Genomic DNA, 15581 nt, shown 5'->3' with positions numbered 1-15581 from the left:
GGCAAGTCCGTCTCCCCGCAGCTCTACATCGCCAACGGGATCTCCGGCGCGATCCAGCACCGGGCCGGCATGCAGACCTCGAAGACCATCGTCGCCGTCAACAAGGACGCCGAAGCCCCCATCTTCGACCTCGTCGACTACGGCGTCGTCGGCGACCTCTTCGACGTCGTCCCCCAACTCACCGAGAACGTCACCGCCCGCAAGGGCTGACAGCAGCACGAAGGCCGGAGGCCCGGGACCGATGTCGGTCCCGGGCCTCCGGCCTTCGTGTGTATGCCTCAGCCGGCGCGGCGGACCCGCGCGGCCTTGCGGGCGTCGGCGAGCTGGCGGGCCTCGGCCGTGCGGCGCGAGTCACCGCCGGCGCGGCCCGGGCGCGAGCCCATGCCGCGGAACGGGGCACCGCCGCGCTTGGGCCGCTCGGTCGCCGGCGCAGGACCGGCGATGGGGACGCCGGAGGGCGCCTGAGCACCGGTGATACGGCTCAGCTCGGCCTCGCCGGACCGGACCTGGGTGATCTGCGGCCGGATACCGGCGTCGCGCATCAGCCGGCTCATGTCGCGGCGCTGGTTGGGCAGGACGAGGGTGACGACGCTGCCGGACTCACCGGCACGGGCCGTACGGCCGCCGCGGTGCAGGTAGTCCTTGTGGTCGCTCGGCGGGTCGACGTTGACCACGAGGTCGAGATTGTCGACGTGGATGCCGCGCGCCGCGACGTTCGTGGCGACGAGCGCCGTGACCGTACCGGCCTTGAACTGGGCCAGGGTGCGGGTGCGCTGCGGCTGGGACTTCCCGCCGTGCAGGGCGGCGGCCCGCACGCCGCTGCCGAGCAGGTGCTTGGTGAACTGGTCGACGGCGTGCTTGGTGTCGAGGAACATGATGACCCGCCCGTCGCGGGCCGCGATCTCGGTGGCGGCGGCGAACTTGTCGGCGCCGTGCACATGCAGTTCGTGGTGTTCCATCGTGGTGACGGCGCCCGCCGACGGGTCGACGGAGTGGACGACCGGGTCGTGCAGGTAGCGGCGCACCAGCAGGTCGACGTTGCGGTCAAGGGTGGCCGAGAACAGCATCCGCTGGCCCTCGGGGTGCACCAGGTCGAGCAGCTCGGTGACCTGCGGCATGAAGCCCATGTCGGCCATCTGGTCGGCCTCGTCCAGGACGGTGATCTTCACCTGGTCCAGGCGGCAGTCCTTGCGCTCGATGAGGTCCTTGAGGCGTCCGGGCGTCGCGACGACGACCTCGGCGCCACCGCGCAGGGCGCTGGCCTGACGGCCGATGGACATGCCGCCGACGACGGTGGCCATCCGCAGCTTCAGCGACCGGGCGTACGGGGTGAGCGCCTCGGTGACCTGCTGGGCGAGCTCTCGCGTGGGGACGAGGATGAGGCCGAAGGGCTGCTTGGCGTCGGCGCGCCGGCCCGCGAGACGCGCGAGGAGCGCGAGCCCGAAGGCGAGGGTCTTGCCGGAGCCGGTGCGGCCGCGGCCCAGGACGTCCCGGCCCGCGATCGAGTTCGGCAGGGTGGCCGCCTGGATCGGGAACGGCACGGTCACGCCGAGACCGGTGAGCGTCTTGAGGATCTCGGCCGGCAGGTCGAGCTCTGCGAAGGTCTCCACGGCGGGGAGAGCGGGCGTGACGGTGACGGGCAGGGCGAACTCACCCTGCGGCGCGGCGGACCTGCGCCCGTAGCCACCGGAGCTCTTGCCTCCGGTGCGTCCCTGGCCCTGGCCCTGGGGTCGAAAACGGGCGCCCCGGTCACCGCCGGCGGAGCCCCTGCGAGGGTTGGAGTAACGGTCGTTCGTGCGAGCTGAACGGTTCATGGAGAACCTTCCTCGATATGGCACGTATCGAGGAATTCCCGGAGTTTGAATGCCGGACGAATTGCAAGAACGAGCCGAATAGCAGACTGAAAATCAGCCGGCGCGCCGGTACGGAGAATGGCGACGCCTGACGTAGGAATGCTTTGATTCCACTGCGACAGGCGGCTCTCGGACGGGCCGGATCAATGGGGTGCGGGGGTCTTGGTGCCCCGCCGGGGCGGTGTGCCACCCGGTGGTCGTGCCTACCCGGGCGGGATGCCCCGCAAACAGCAACGAGCTGGCGCCCGTACCACTGGGGTACGGGCACCAGCTGCGCTCAACGCTTCAGCGTCAGGCGGGAACGATGTTCTCCGCCTGCGGGCCCTTCTGGCCCTGCGTGACATCGAAGTTCACCTTCTGGCCTTCCTGAAGCTCACGGAAGCCCTGGGTGGCGATGTTCGAGTAGTGGGCGAAGACGTCGGGGCCGCCACCCTCCTGCTCGATGAAGCCGAAGCCCTTTTCCGAGTTGAACCACTTCACGGTGCCAGTAGCCATATGCAAATTCTCCTTCGGGGCAGTGCCCGTGATCCGCACTGTGCGAACCTCGGCGTCGCCGCAATGATTGCCCCGCCCGGAAAAATGCATCCGGAAATAGAAAAGCGCCCGGCAACGTGAAGTTACCTAAGGCACTTGAAGTATCTATGGGAACCACAACTGCAACTGAGATCAAGACTAGCACGAAACGAGCTTCGCGGCACGGTGAGCCAGGATATTTCGCGCGTCGCCGCGAACCTTCACCCCGGCTTGAGCAAATCCCGGCACCCCGGGCCCCGAATATTCACTTCACCGGCGGCTGCCGGACAGGAACGGATAGTCCGTGTAGCCGGTCTCTCCTCCTACGTACATCAGGTACCTGTCGCGGACCTGGTTGAGCGGCGCACCCACGCGGAGCCGCTCGACGAGGTCCGGGTTGGCCAGGAACGGGCGGCCGAGTGCCACCAGGTCGGCGCCGGCGGCGAGGAGGCGCTCGCCCTCGTGCCTGCCGCCGTCGGCGGGAATCCGGTCCTGCGGCAGCACGGGGTTGGCGATCAGCGTGCCGGCCCAGCGCTTGCGGAGATCCTGGAAGAGCGGGTTGTCCGGGTCGGCGAAGACAATGTGCAGATAGGCAAGATCCAGATCCGAGAGGGCGTCGACGAGTGCCGGGTAGATGTCGTCGGTGTCCGTCTCGTCCATGCCGTTGACGGTGAGTCCCGGAGAGATCCGCAGGCCCACCCGCTCGGGGCCGATCGCGCCGGCCACGGCGCGGACCACCTCGACCACGAACCGGATGCGGCCCTCGACGGTTCCTCCGTAGGCGTCGGTGCGGCGGTTGGTGCCCTGGCCGAGGAACTGGTGGAGGAGATAGCCGTTGGCGCCGTGCACCTCCACTCCCTCGAAGCCCGCCGCCACGGCCTTGCGGGCGGCCTCGGCGAAGTCGGCGACGGTGGAGCGGATGTCGTCGGGCGTCATCTCCTTCGGGACAACCGCGGGCTGGTGGCCGGTCGGGGTGTGGATGGTGTCGGGGAGCGGGACGGGCGAGGGGGCCACCGGGGTCAGGCCGCCGCTGTTGTCGGGGTGCCCGATCCGGCCGCCGTGCTGGAGCTGCAGGAACATCCGGCCGCCGGCGGCGCGGACCTCGTCGGTCACGTGCCGCCAGCCCTCGACGTGGGCCTCGTTGTGGATGGCCGTGATGTTGGCGTAGGTCTGTCCGACGGCGTTGGGCGTGGACGCCTCGGCGATGATCAGGCCCGCGGTGGCGCGCTGCGCGTAGTAGGTGGCCATGACGGGCTGCGGGACGCCGTCCGCAGTGGCGCGGTTACGGGTCATGGGCGCCATCACGAGGCGGTTGGGCAGGGTCAGCGTGCCCAGGCGAGCGGTTTCGAAGAGGCGGGACGTCGTCATGGCGGTGCTCCTTGAATCGGGGTGAGTGGCGTGACGGTGTGCGGTGTGGCCGTTCATGACGTCCTCGCCGTGCGGCGGGCGGGGAATCCGTGGCTGCGGGCGGCGACGACCACGGCGAGTACGGGAATCAGGAGCAGGAGGACCGTCCAGGGGAAGGAGCGGGATCCGGCCAGGTCGAGGAGGATCCCGCCGGCGATTCCGCCGCCGGCCATGGCCACGTTCCAGAGGGTGACGAGCACGGCCTGGGCCGCGTCCGCCGACTCGCCTCCCGCGTCGCCCGCGGCGGTCTGCAGGAGCGTGGGGGCGCCGCCCCAGCCGAGGCCCCACAGCGTGACGGCCGCGTAGACCAGGGCGGGACTGTCGGACAGCAGAGCGAGTACGGCCGCCGCCGCGGCGACCAGCAGGGCTGCTGCGACGGTCAGGGCGCGCAGGTGCCGGTTGATCACGACGCCCGCGATCCAGATGCTCGCCAGGGACGCGGCTCCGAAGACGAGCAGGACGAGATCGGTGGAGCTCCCCATGCCCACGTCGTCGAGGAACGTCGCGACGAACGTATAGAGGACGGTGTGGGCCAGGACGAAGACGAGGGTGACGAAGAGGACCGGGGACACGCCGGGCACCCGGAGCACCCGCAGGATCGGCGGCCGGGCCTCCTGCCGCAGTCCTGGCTGGTCGGGGACGGCCGCCGCGATCCATCCGAGCAGGGCGACGGTGAGGACGGTCATGCTCAGGAACGCGGTCTGCCAGTTCACGGCCTTGCCGAGGAACGTGCCCGCGGGCACGCCCAGGGACAGTGCGACCGGGATGCCCGCCATCGCGATCGCGATGGCCCTGCCCTGGAGGTGGGCGGGCGCGAGGCGCCGGGCGTAACCGGCGAGGAGCGCCCAGGCCAGGCCGGCGGCGACTCCCGCCCCGAACCGCGCGGCCATCGTGAGGGGGAAATTCGTCGAGACGGCGGTCAGCGTGTTGGCGACGCCGAACCCCGCCATCGCCGTCATCAGCAGCCGCTTGCGGCGCCATCCGGCGGTGGCCGCGGTGAGGGGCATCGCCGTGAGGGCGGTGCCGATCGCGTAGACCGTCACGGTCTGCCCGGTGGCCGATTCTCCGACGCCCAGGTCCCGGCTCATCGCGGGAAGCAGGCCCGCGGGCAGTGTCTCCGTCAGGCTCGTGACGAAGACGGCGGTGGCGAGCGCGAGCAGGGCAGGGAGGGGCAGTCCGCGCGTGTGCGCCGGGCCGATGACGGCGGCGGTGGCGGGCGACCTGTCGGTCGGCTCCGCGCTGGTGACGTCTGTTCCGTTCATGCGACGAGAGTGCAGGTCGGGGCTTCGGGAACGCTGATGGTCCGCTGACGGTCGGCGGCTGCGGCGTGTGTACCGTGCTCTCATGCGGTTCGGGGTGCTCGGTCCACTGACGGTGCGGGACGGCGACGGGGAGCCGGTCGCGGTTCCCGAGGTGAAGGTCCGGGCCCTCCTCACCGCACTGCTGGTCCACGAGGGGCGGCCCGTGTCCGCCGACCGCCTCATCGACGGGCTGTGGGGCGACGACCTTCCTGGAAACCCCGCCAACGCCCTCCAGGCGAAGGTCTCCCAGTTGCGCCGGGCGCTCGGCCGGGACCGTGTGGTGCGCCAGGCGCCCGGTTACCGGCTCCGCCTCGACGAGGCCGGTGACGACGTGGACGCGCACCTCTTCCTGGACCTGGTGGACCGGGCAGGATCCGCGGCGGGCCCGCGCGAGCGAGCCGAACTCCTCACCGAGGCACTGGAGTTGTGGCGTGGCCCGGCGTACGCAGATTTCGCGGACGAGGAGTTCGTGCGTACTGCCGCGCAGCGCCTGACGGAGCAGCGGCTGGCCGTCCTCGAGGAACGGGCCGAGGCGCTCCTCGATTCGGGCGATCTCACGCTCCTGACCGGGGAGCTGGCGGACCTCGTCGCGCACCATCCGCTGCGGGAGCGGCTGCGCGCCGTCCAGCTGCGGGCGCTGTATCTGACGGGTCGACAGAGTGAGGCGCTGGCCTCGTACGCGGAGCTCCGGGGCCGGCTCGCGGACGAACTCGGGCTCGACCCGAGCCCCGAACTCGCCGCGCTCCACGAGGCGATCCTGCGCCAGGACCCTTCGCTCGCCCCTCCCCCGGCCTCTCCTGCGGGCGCCGTGCCTCGGTCCGCACCTCCCCGGTCGAACCTTCCCGCCCCGCTCACGGAGCTCGTGGGCCGTGACCGTTCACTGGCCGAGATCGCTCAACTCCTCGCCACGGAACGGCTGGTCACGCTCACCGGTCCGGGCGGGGTCGGCAAGACGCGGCTCGCGGTCGAGGCGGCGCGGCGGACCCCGGACGCACCCGACGGGGTGTGGCTGGTCGAACTCGCCGGTGAGCGCGGGAGCGTGGCCGATCTGGCGCAGGTCGTCTCGGCGGCGCTCGGCCTGCGGGACGACGCGCTTTCGGGGCCGCCCGGGCAAGGCGCGCCTGCCGCGCCCGAGCAACGGCTCGCCACAGCGCTGCGGGACCGCAGGTCGCTGCTCGTCCTGGACAACTGCGAGCAGGCCGTCGAGTCGGTGGCGCAGCTCGCCGACACGCTGCTGAGCCGCGCGCCGCACCTGCGGCTCCTGGCCACCACGCAGGAGCCGCTGTGCGTCGCCGGGGAGACGGTGCATGCGGTCGAACCGCTGCCACCCGAGGACGCGGTACGCCTGTTCACGGCGCGCGCCGCGGCGGCCTCCCCCGGCTTCTCGCTCGACGAAGCCTCTCCTGAGACGTGTGCGGCGGTACGGGAGATCTGCCGGCGCCTCGACGGCATCCCGCTCGCCCTCGAACTGGCGGCGACGCGTGTACGGGCCCTGGGTGTAGCGGAGTTGGCGGCCCGGCTCGAGGACCGCTTCCGGCTCCTCACATCCGGGCGACGGGGTGCCCCGCCGCGTCAGCAGACCCTTCGGGCGGTCATCGACTGGAGCTGGGAACTGCTCAGCGCTCCTGAGCGGACCGTGCTGCGCCGCCTGACCGTGCACCGCGAGGGCTGCACTCTGGAGGCGGCGGAGGAGGTGTGCGCGGGCGGCGAGGTGCGCCGCGACGAGGTTCTCGACCTCGTGACGCGCCTGGTCGACCGGTCGCTGGTCGTCGTGGTGACCGGCCCCGGAGGTACGGGCCCGCGCTACCGGCTCCTCGAGTCCGTCTCCGCATACGCGACGGAGCGCCTGCACGGGACCGACGAACTCGACGCAGTACGCGACCGGCATCTGCGCCACTACACGGAACTGGCCGAGCGTGCCGAGCCCCGGCTCCGTGGGCGCGGGCAGCGCGAGTGGCTCGGCCGGCTCGACGCCGAGACCGCCAATCTGCGGGCGGCGCTCGACGAAGCCACGCGGCGCGCGCCGACGGGTGGTGCGGCCGGTGACGCCGTGCGCCTGGCGACCGCCCTGTCCTGGTGGTGGCTGCTGCGGGGCCGGCTGAGCGAGGCCCGTCGCGCCTTGTCCGCCGTGCTCGCCGTGGCGCCGACCGCGGGCGAACTCCGGCTACTGAGCGATGCGTTCGGGCTGATGACGGGAGAGCGGCTCTCGGCGACGCCATGCCCGGACACCGCGGTCGCCGATCCTGTGCGGCGGGGGCGCGCCGTGTGGTTCTCCGCGTACGGCCTGTTCAGGTCGGGTGACCTCACCGCCAGCGAGGAGGCCGTCTCGCAGGCGCTCGCCCTCTTCGCCGCCGAGGACGACCGGTGGGGTACGGCCGCGGGCCTCGGGCTGCGGGCGATGCATGCCCTCATCCGCGGGGACCTGGACGCGCTCGGGCGCGACGGGCTGCGCAGCGCGGCGCTCTTCCGTGAACTCGGGGACCAGTGGGGCGAGTTGCAGACGGTGGAGCCACTGGCGGCGCTCGCCGAGATCAAGGGTGAGTACGCCGAGTCCGCCCGGCGCCACGAGGAGGGTCTGCGTATGGCGCGGGAACTCGGCCTGGACGCGGAGGTCTCCGCCCGGCTCTCGGGCCTGGGCCGGCTCGCGCTGCTCGACCGCGGCTGGGGCCGGGCCGCCGATCTGCACGAGCAAGCCCGGCGATCAGCGTCCGAACAGGGCTACAAGTACGGGGAACTCCACGCCGAGATGGGCCTGGCCCTCGGCGCACGCCGCTCCGGCGACCTCGACGCGGCCGAGGCGCATCTGTTGCGCATCCGCGACGAGTTCCGTGACGTGTCGTCGGAGGCGGGCGATCATCTGCTCCAGGCGGAACGGGGCTTCGTCGCCGAACTGCGCGGGGATGCGGGCGGGGCGGCGGCCCACCATCTCCTCGGCCTGGACGTCGCCTGCTCCATCGGCGAACCTCGCGCCGTGGCCCTCTCCCTGGAGGGTCTGGCGGGCGCGGCGGCACTCACCGATGCCGCGGTTCGGGCGGCCGAGCTCCTCGGGGCCGCGGACGCGGCCCGCCGCAGCGCGGGCGCCCCGCTCCCGCCCGCGGAACGCGGCGACGTGGACCGCATCACGGCGAGGGCGACGGCGGCGCTGGGCGAGACGGCCTTCGCGCAGGCGTACAGGAAGGGCGCGCAGCTGTCCCCGGAGAAGGCGGCAGACACCGCTCGGCTCCACTTTCACGCTGCCGCGTCGGACCGAGTTCCTGGGGACTAGGGAGCGCCGGGGCGAGGTCCACGTCGCTGCGTGCCGCGGGCCCGGGGTGTGTGACGCGCTCGCGGGTGCGCACCCGGCGCCTACCAAGTGCGCAGTCCTGACCTTCGGCGACGAGGCCGAGCCGAGGCCTTCCGGCCGCCGAGGTTCACCTCTCGCCCGTCGCCAGCAGGCGCCGCTCCCCCGCCTCGCCGTCATGATGGATCGGTGTGCGCGAGGTGGTCAGGGGTGCGCCCGTGCCGCCCTGCCTCGACGCGATGATTTCCGCGGCGATGGACAGGGCCGTCTCCTCGGGTGTGCGGGCGCCGAGGTCCAGACCGATGGGCGAGTGCAGGCGCGCCAACTCCTCGTCGCGCAGGCCGACTTCGCGCAGGCGGCGGTCGCGGTCCTCGTGGGTGCGGCGTGAGCCCATCGCTCCGACGAACGCGACGGGCAGCCGTAGCGCGATCTCCAGGAGCGGGATGTCGAACTTCGCGTCGTGGGTGAGCACGCACAGGACCGTGCGTTCGTCGGTTGTGGTGCGCCGCAGGTAGCGGTCCGGCCAGTCGACCACGATGTCGTCCGCCTCGGGGAAGCGGGCCCGCGTGGCGAAGACGGGGCGGGCGTCGCACAACGTCACGTGATAGCCGAGGAACTTGCCCGCACGGACCAGCGCCGCCGCGAAGTCGACGGCACCGAACACGATCATCCGGGGCGGCGGCACGCTCGACTCGACGAGCAGCGTCAGGTCGGCGTCGCAGTGGGAGCCCTCGGCCGAGAGGTCGAACGTACCGGTGCGGCCCGCCGCGAGCAGAGCCCGCGCCTCGGCCGCCACGGTCCGCTCAAGGCCCGAGCCCGCGTCGAGCGCTCCCTCGTACGAGCCGTCCGCCCTCACGAGCAGCGCTCCGCCGCGCAGTGCGTCCGGTCCGCGGGCCACCCGGACGAGCGCGGCCGTCTCGCCCCGGGCGGCGGCCGCGAGCGCCGCCGCGAACACGGGCCTTTCCGGCGCGTCGGCGCGCGCCGGCGTGACGAGGACCTCGATGACCCCGCCGCAGGTGAGACCCACGGCGAAGGCGTCCTCGTCGCTGTAGCCGAACCGCTCCAGGACGGATCCGCCGTCCTGGAGCACCTGCTCACACAGTTCGTAGACCGCCGCTTCGACGCAGCCGCCGGAGACCGAGCCGATGACGGTGCCCTCGCTGTCGACGGCGAGGGCGGCGCCGGGCTCGCGGGGTGCGCTGCCGCCCACCGAGACGACGGTGGCGACCGCGAAGTCCCGGCCCTGCCCGGCCCACCGGTTCAGCTCGTCGGCGATGTCAAGCATCGCCGTCACCCGCGGCAGGGGCCCCGGCCGACAGTACGCGGTCGGGCCGGATCGGCAGGTGCCGGTGGCGGACGCCGGTCGCGTGCCAGACCGCGTTGGCGACGGCCGCCGCCGCGCCCACGATGCCGATCTCGCCGATGCCCTTGATCCCGACGGGGTCGTCCGCGTCCGGGTCGTCGACCCAGTCCGCCTCGATCAGGGGTACGTCGGCGTTGGCGGCGAAGTGGTAGCCCGCGAGGTCGGCGCCGACGTGACCGCCGGTGACCTGGTCCCGGACCGCCTCTTCGTGCAGCGCCATGGACAGTCCCCAGATCATCCCGCCGATGAGCTGGCTGCGTGCGGTCAGCGGGTTGACGATCCTGCCGGCCGCGAAGACGCCGAGCATCCGCCGTACGCGCACCTCGCCGGTGGTGACGTCGACGGCGACCTCGGCGAACTGGGCGCCGAAGGAGTGCCGTTCCTTCGCGGTGAGGGAGCCCACGGCGGCACTGGTGTCGGATCGCACGGTGATGCCCTGCGGCGGAATGTCGCCGCCCAGGGCCAACTGCTCCCGCAGGTCTCGCCCCGCGGCCGTGACGGCCCAGCCCCAGGAGCGGGTGCCCATCGAGCCGCCCGAGATCGCCGCCGGGCCGAAGTCGCTGTCGCCGATGCGCACATGGACGCGCTCCCCGGGCACGTCGAGCGCCTCCGCGGCGAGCAGGGTCAGCGCGGTCCGCGCCCCCGTCCCTACGTCCGACGCGCCGATCCGCACCGTGAAGGTGCCGTCGGCCTCAGCGGTCACGGCCGCCGTGGACGGTGCCACGATCACCGGGAAAGTGGCCGCCGCCGTGCCCGTGCCGAGCAGCCAGCGCCCTTCGCGCCGCACGCCGGGACGTGGGTCCCGGTCCGCCCAGCCGAACCTGCGGGCCCCCTCGTCGAAGCAGGCCAGCAGGTTGCGGGAGCCGAACGGCAGCCCGGAGACCGGGCCCACCTCCGGCTCGTTGCGGGCACGCAGCGCGATCGGGTCCATGCCGCACCGCTCGGCGAGTTCGTCGAGGGCGGACTCCAGGGCGAACGAGCCCGGAGCCTCACCGGGCGCGCGCATGAAGGTCGGCGTCGGCACGTCCAGGCGCACCACCCGGTTGACGCTGCGGTGAGCGTCGGCGGCGTACATCGGACGCCCGAACCCGGCGCTGGCCTCGACGAATTCGTGGACCGTCGACGTGAGGCTGTGCGCCTGATGATCGAGAGCGCGCAACCGCCCGTCGGCGTCGGCACCGAGCCTGACGCGCTGGGCCGTGGGGCTGCGGTAGCCGACGAGCGAGAACATCTGACGTCGCGTCATGACAACCCTGACCGGGCGGTCGAGGACGGTCGCCGCCATCACGGCGAGGATCTGATGCACACGCACACCCTTGGACCCGAAGGCACCGCCGATGTGCTCCGACCGCACCCGCACCGAGGCCGGGTCGAGCGAGAACAGTTTCGCCAGCTCCTGCGCCACCCACATGCTGCCCTGGTTGGAGTCGAAGACCTCGAGGCGTCCGCCGTCCCAGCGCGCCATCGCCGCGTGCGGTTCCATCGAGCTGTGGTGCTCTTCCGGGGTGGTGTACTCCGCGTCCACGACATGGACGGACGCGGCGAGTTCGGCCGCGAGGTCACCCTTCTCCGCCAGCATGCCGTCGCCGTCCGGTGTGTAGATGCCGGCGTGCCCGGCGGAGAACGCGACGTCGTGCGGCTCCTCGTCGTACCGCACCACCAGCGCCTCGGCGGCCTCCCTGGCCTGCTCGGTGGTCTCAGCGACGACCAGTGCCACCGGCCAGCCCACGAACGGCACCCGGTCGTGCTGGAAGACCTCGACGATCGGGTCGGGCCGCCCCAGCATGCCGATGTAGTTCCCGTCGACGCGCGGCGCGTTGCCGTGGTGCAGCACGGCCAGGACCCCGGGCATCGCGCGGACGGGGTCCGACTCGACCGCGCGGATGCGGCCGCGGGCGACGGTGGACAACACCAGCCAGCCGTGGGCGAGTTCGGCGGCGGGGACGTCCCCCGCGTACCGGGCTGCCCCGGTGACCTTCGCCAGCCCCTCCACCCGGGTGTACGAGGTGCCGACGGTGCCCGTCACCGGGACTGCCGTGGTCGTCGTGGTCATCGGACGGCCTCCTCGGCGAGCTCGGTCAGCACGGCCACGACGAGATTGCGCATCAGCGTCACCTTGTATCCATTGTGGGGCAGCGTCTCGGCGGCCGCGAGTTCGGCGTCCGCGGCGGCGGCGAAGGCCTCGGCGGTCGCGGGGCCGCCGGTCAGGGCGCGTTCGGCCTCGTGAGCGCGCCAGGGCCGGGACGCGACCGCCCCGAAGGCGAGGCGCACTTCGTGGACCGTTCCGTCCCGGACGTCGAGCGCCGCGGCGACGGAGCCGATCGCGAACGCGTAGGAGGCGCGCTCGCGGACCTTGCGGTAGCGGGACAGGGCGGCGACGGGCGCCGGTGGCAGGATGACGGCGGTGATCAGCGCGCCGGGCGGCAGCGCGGTCTCCACGTGCGGGGTCTGCCCCACGGGCGAATAGAACTCCGCCAGCGCCAACTCGCCGGGGCCGTCGACCGTTTCGTAGGAGACGACCGCGTCCAGCGCGGCGAGCGCCACTCCCATGTCCGAGGGGTGGACGGCCACGCACTGCGCGGAGGCGCCGAGGATCGCGGCGTTGTGGTGCTCACCCTCGATCGCGGGGCAACCGCTGCCGGGCGTGCGCTTGTTGCAGGGTTTGGCCAGGTCGGTGAAGTAGCCGCAGCGCGTGCGCTGGAGCAGATTGCCGCCGACGGTGGCCATGTTGCGCAGCTGGCCCGAGGCACCGGCGAGGACGGCCTGCGCGAGCATCGGGTAGCGGCGCCGCACTTCGGGATGGGCGGCGAGGTCGCTGTTGGTGACCGTCGCACCGATGTGCAGGCCGCCTTCCGGCGTCAACTCGATCTCGCCGAGCGGCAGTTCGCGCACGTCGACGAGCCGGGCGGGCCTCTCGACACCGGTCTTCATCAGGTCGACGAGATTGGTGCCGCCGCCCAGAGCGCGCGCGTCGGGGTCCGCGTCGAGCAGGGCGACCGCGGCGGGCACGTCGAAGACGCGCTCGTAACCGAACTCCTTCATGCGACAGCCTCCGTTCCTGCGGCGCGGGCGACGGCCTTGACGATCGACACGTAGGCACCGCAGCGGCACAGGTTGCCGCTCATCCGCTCCCGGATCTCGTCGGCGGTCAGCGCCGGAACGCCCGCCTCCGGCCGTACGTCGGCGGTCACGGCGCTCGGCCAGCCCGCCGCGTGCTCCTCGATGACCGCGAGGGCCGAGCAGATCTGGCCAGGAGTGCAGTAGCCGCACTGGTACCCGTCGAGATCGAGGAACGCCTGCTGCACCGGATGCAGTCCGTCGGCGTCGGCCACGCCCTCGATGGTGGTGATCTCACGCCCCTCGGCCGCCACCGCGAGCTGCAGGCAGGAGACGGCGCGGCGGCCGTCGAGGAGGACGGTGCAGGCGCCGCACTGGCCCTGGTCGCAGCCCTTCTTCGTGCCCGGCAGATCGAGGCGCTCGCGCAGTGCGTCGAGCAGGGTGGTGCGGTGGTCGACGGGCAGCGTGTACTTCTCGCCATTGATGTTCAGCGTGATGACGCTGGACGTCGATGGGGCCATGATCAGCCTTCTTTCGCTCATGGGGTGAGAGGGCTGTACGTAGAGAGAGAACTTCGGGGTTGTGCGGCTGTCGGGCGCTCGGCGGCCGAAAAGTCGCTTGCGGTGGTCACCGGCTCTCCACTCGAGCCGGGTCTGCCGCTATGGTGGAGCCAAGCGGACAACTGTCCATTACGCCGACGCTAACGGACGACTGTCCGCTTAGCAAGGGCATACCGGTTCTTGGCACCGGCGTACGGATTCGCGATTCCCGGAAGGGGGACGGGTGCAGCCGAAGAAGGAAGCGCCGCTCCGCTCGGACGCGCAGCGCAATCGCGACCGCATCCTGGAAGTGGCGCTGACCGAGCTGACGCGGTCGGCGGCCGCCCCGCTGAGCTCGATCGCGAAGAAGGCCTGCGTCGGCCAGGGCACGTTCTACCGCAACTTCCCCAACCGCGAGTCCCTCGTGCTCGAGGTCTACCGCTACGAGATGCAGCAGGTCGCCGACACCGCGTCCCACCTGCTCGCCACCCGCGCGCCCGACGAGGCCCTGCGCGCGTGGATGGACCGCCTCGCCCAGTACGCCATGGCGAAGGCCGGTCTGGCGGACGCGCTGCGCCAGGCCACCACGCGCGGCAGCCTCGCCGCTCTCGGGCACGGCCCGGTGACGTCGGCCATATCGCTCCTGCTCACGGCGAATGAGGAGGCGGGCACGATCCGGCCCGGGGTGACACCGGAGGACTTCGGTCTCGCCATCGCCGGGCTCTGGCAGATCGACCCGCACGGCGACTGGCAGCCGCGCGCCGGGCGGCTCCTCGACCTCGTCATGGACGGCCTGCGCGCCGGAGCGCCGGGAGCCGCCTGAGGCGGGCGGGTCGCGCGCGGCCTCGGGCCGACGGACCGGTCAGGGTGTGGGCGGCCGGGGCCGCGGGGGTCCGGGCCGTCCGTCGTCCAGCGCGTCGGGGCTCGCGACGGGTGGCCAGACCGGCCGGTGCGTGGGAGGCAGCGACAACAGGGCCTGGCCGACGGACCGTTGGGCGGGGAGGAGATCGACACTGCCCGTCTGGGTGAGCAGTTCGGTCAGCCGGCGCCCCGCGCCCGCGAGGAGGAGCTTGCCGCCGCGGCGGTCCAGGAGCCACCGCATGGCCAGCAGGCAGTAGAGACCGCGTGAGTCACAGAAGGAGAGCGCGGTGACGTCGAGGACGAGGTACGGGTGACCCGCGTCGACGCAGGCGCCGAGCGTGCCCAGGAAGAGTCCCTCGGCGCTCTGGTCGAGTTCGCCGCTGACCCGCAGCACCGCGCAGCCGTCGCAGCTCGCCAGCTCGGTGATCATCAAACGATGGCTCTGCGTGGACATCACACCTCCATCCGGCCGACGTACGAAGGCCCTTGGCGTCGAGCCTCGCACACACCGGCGCCGGTTCCCGAACCGGACAAGTGCCCCGGGGCGGCACGGTCGGACCGTGCCGGGCCCCGGTTCACGGCCGGCGCGGGTGCCGGGCGGCCGTTGCGGTGAGGGTCTCCCACCATGCCCCCGATCGCGCGTGACGTCACGGGTCCGGCGGGGACCAGCGTGGGCGCGCACCCCGCCGGCGTGCGGCCGACGGGGTGCACGGCGGGCCCGCGCAGGTTCCTTCAGCTCTTGCCGAGCATCTTGTTCATCTGCTCGATCTCGGTGGTCTGCGCGGTCACCACGTCTGCGGCGAGGCGCGTCGCGGGGCCGTACCTGCCGTCGGACTTCTCGGTCCTGCCCATCGCGACGGCGCCCTCGTGGTGCTTGACCATCATCGCGAGGAACTTCTTGTCGAAGTCGTCGCCGGACGCCTTCTTGAGCTCGTCCATGTCACCGGCGCTCATCATGCCGGGCATGGACGAGGACATGTCGTGACCCATGCCCGACATGTCGGCGGGGACTTCCTCACCCCATGCGGTGAGCCAGCCGGACATCTCCTCGATCTCGGGGTCCTGGGCCCCCTTGATCCTGGCGGCGAGGCTCTTGACGTCCTTCGACGCGGCGCGGCCCTCGGCCAGTCCGGCCATCTCCACGGCCTGCCGGTGGTGCTGGATCATCTCCTTGGCGAAGGAGACGTCGGCGCTGTTGCGGCTGCCCGCGTTGCTGTGGCCGTCGGCCTGGGCCGACGCGGCCGGACGGGAGCCGGACTCCTTCGCGCCCGTGTCGTGTCCCCCGGCCGGCTTGTCACTGCCGCATGCGGCGAGGACCAGGGCGGCCGCCCCTGCGGTGGCGGCGACAAGGGCGCGGCGGACGAACAGGCGGTGTGCGGTCATGCGGTGTGCGGTCATGCGGAACTC

13 protein-coding genes are annotated in these 15581 nt (G+C 72.4%); 3 read left to right on the top strand and 10 right to left on the bottom strand.

Annotation, left to right across the window (positions count from 1 at the left end):
* Positions 1–210 (top strand): electron transfer flavoprotein subunit alpha/FixB family protein (locus ACZ67T_RS33000; protein WP_469988880.1); only part of this gene is annotated, 210 nt, incomplete at its 5' end.
* A 68-nt stretch (positions 211–278) separates the two neighbouring features.
* Here the strand turns inward: ACZ67T_RS33000 and ACZ67T_RS32995 are convergent.
* The 4 genes from ACZ67T_RS32995 to ACZ67T_RS32980 form a co-directional block, all read right to left on the bottom strand.
* Positions 279–1814, bottom strand: a complete 1536-nt coding sequence (locus ACZ67T_RS32995) for a DEAD/DEAH box helicase (RefSeq protein ID WP_469988879.1) — start codon at positions 1812–1814, stop codon at positions 279–281.
* 330 nt (positions 1815–2144) lie between these two features.
* Entirely contained in the window at positions 2145–2348 is a 204-nt protein-coding gene (locus ACZ67T_RS32990; RefSeq protein ID WP_100598391.1) for a cold-shock protein, read from the bottom strand.
* 288 nt (positions 2349–2636) lie between these two features.
* Positions 2637–3734, bottom strand: coding sequence for an alkene reductase (locus ACZ67T_RS32985; protein ID WP_469988877.1), 1098 nt, complete (start codon positions 3732–3734; stop codon positions 2637–2639).
* Between the two features lie 53 nt (positions 3735–3787).
* Complete coding sequence (locus tag ACZ67T_RS32980) at positions 3788–5035, bottom strand: MFS transporter (protein ID WP_469988875.1); 1248 nt, start codon at positions 5033–5035, stop codon at positions 3788–3790.
* Positions 5036–5117: 82 nt separating this feature from the next.
* Here ACZ67T_RS32980 and ACZ67T_RS32975 point away from each other — a divergent pair, with 82 nt between their 5' ends.
* The gene (locus ACZ67T_RS32975) at positions 5118–8339 is read left to right on the top strand and encodes a BTAD domain-containing putative transcriptional regulator (protein ID WP_469988873.1); all 3222 of its coding nucleotides are present in this window, start codon (positions 5118–5120) and stop codon (positions 8337–8339) included.
* A gap of 145 nt (positions 8340–8484) precedes the next feature.
* Here ACZ67T_RS32975 and ACZ67T_RS32970 read toward each other — a convergent pair whose 3' ends face one another.
* From ACZ67T_RS32970 to ACZ67T_RS32955, 4 genes are read right to left on the bottom strand one after another with little or no spacing between them, the layout of a single operon-like run.
* Positions 8485–9639, bottom strand: coding sequence for an XdhC family protein (locus ACZ67T_RS32970; RefSeq protein ID WP_469988872.1), 1155 nt, complete (start codon positions 9637–9639; stop codon positions 8485–8487).
* Positions 9632–11770, bottom strand: coding sequence for a xanthine dehydrogenase family protein molybdopterin-binding subunit (locus tag ACZ67T_RS32965; RefSeq protein WP_469988871.1), 2139 nt, complete (start codon positions 11768–11770; stop codon positions 9632–9634). Before ACZ67T_RS32965 ends, ACZ67T_RS32970 begins: the two co-directional genes overlap by 8 nt.
* The gene (locus tag ACZ67T_RS32960; protein WP_469988869.1) at positions 11767–12759 is read right to left on the bottom strand and encodes an FAD binding domain-containing protein; all 993 of its coding nucleotides are present in this window, start codon (positions 12757–12759) and stop codon (positions 11767–11769) included. Before ACZ67T_RS32960 ends, ACZ67T_RS32965 begins: the two co-directional genes overlap by 4 nt.
* Positions 12756–13295 (bottom strand): (2Fe-2S)-binding protein, encoded by a 540-nt coding sequence (locus ACZ67T_RS32955; RefSeq protein ID WP_469988867.1) that lies wholly within the window; start codon positions 13293–13295, stop codon positions 12756–12758. The genes ACZ67T_RS32960 and ACZ67T_RS32955 overlap by 4 nt, the downstream gene beginning before the upstream one ends.
* A gap of 262 nt (positions 13296–13557) precedes the next feature.
* Here ACZ67T_RS32955 and ACZ67T_RS32950 point away from each other — a divergent pair, with 262 nt between their 5' ends.
* Positions 13558–14136, top strand: a complete 579-nt coding sequence (locus ACZ67T_RS32950; RefSeq protein ID WP_469988865.1) for a TetR/AcrR family transcriptional regulator — start codon at positions 13558–13560, stop codon at positions 14134–14136.
* Between the two features lie 39 nt (positions 14137–14175).
* Here ACZ67T_RS32950 and ACZ67T_RS32945 read toward each other — a convergent pair whose 3' ends face one another.
* Positions 14176–14628 carry an STAS domain-containing protein gene (locus ACZ67T_RS32945; RefSeq protein WP_469988863.1) on the bottom strand — a complete coding sequence of 151 codons (453 nt, stop codon included), beginning with the start codon at positions 14626–14628 and terminating at the stop codon, positions 14176–14178.
* A gap of 278 nt (positions 14629–14906) precedes the next feature.
* A complete protein-coding gene (locus ACZ67T_RS32940) occupies positions 14907–15557 on the bottom strand; it encodes a DUF305 domain-containing protein (protein WP_469988889.1) in 651 nt (216 codons plus the stop codon).
* Between the last annotated feature and the right edge of the window lie 24 nt (positions 15558–15581).

It is taken from the genome of Streptomyces sp. NPDC107517 (genome assembly GCF_055582645.1).
Note: the sequence above shows the minus strand (reverse complement) of the source record. Positions and strands in the feature narration are given on the sequence as shown.

What these genes read in the sequence shown, in the direction of transcription:
- ACZ67T_RS32985 (WP_469988877.1), bottom strand. Translation starts at nt 3,734, where the DNA reads ATGACGACGTCCCGCCTCTTCGAAACCGCTCGCCTGGGCACGCTGACC.
- ACZ67T_RS32940 (WP_469988889.1), bottom strand. Translation starts at nt 15,557, where the DNA reads ATGACCGCACACCGCCTGTTCGTCCGCCGCGCCCTTGTCGCCGCCACC.
- ACZ67T_RS32995 (WP_469988879.1), bottom strand. Translation starts at nt 1,814, where the DNA reads ATGAACCGTTCAGCTCGCACGAACGACCGTTACTCCAACCCTCGCAGG.
- ACZ67T_RS32945 (WP_469988863.1), bottom strand. Translation starts at nt 14,628, where the DNA reads ATGTCCACGCAGAGCCATCGTTTGATGATCACCGAGCTGGCGAGCTGC.
- ACZ67T_RS32975 (WP_469988873.1), top strand. Translation starts at nt 5,118, where the DNA reads ATGCGGTTCGGGGTGCTCGGTCCACTGACGGTGCGGGACGGCGACGGG.
- ACZ67T_RS32970 (WP_469988872.1), bottom strand. Translation starts at nt 9,639, where the DNA reads ATGCTTGACATCGCCGACGAGCTGAACCGGTGGGCCGGGCAGGGCCGG.
- ACZ67T_RS32960 (WP_469988869.1), bottom strand. Translation starts at nt 12,759, where the DNA reads ATGAAGGAGTTCGGTTACGAGCGCGTCTTCGACGTGCCCGCCGCGGTC.
- ACZ67T_RS32980 (WP_469988875.1), bottom strand. Translation starts at nt 5,035, where the DNA reads ATGAACGGAACAGACGTCACCAGCGCGGAGCCGACCGACAGGTCGCCC.
- ACZ67T_RS32965 (WP_469988871.1), bottom strand. Translation starts at nt 11,770, where the DNA reads ATGACCACGACGACCACGGCAGTCCCGGTGACGGGCACCGTCGGCACC.
- ACZ67T_RS32955 (WP_469988867.1), bottom strand. Translation starts at nt 13,295, where the DNA reads ATGGCCCCATCGACGTCCAGCGTCATCACGCTGAACATCAATGGCGAG.
- ACZ67T_RS32990 (WP_100598391.1), bottom strand. Translation starts at nt 2,348, where the DNA reads ATGGCTACTGGCACCGTGAAGTGGTTCAACTCGGAAAAGGGCTTCGGC.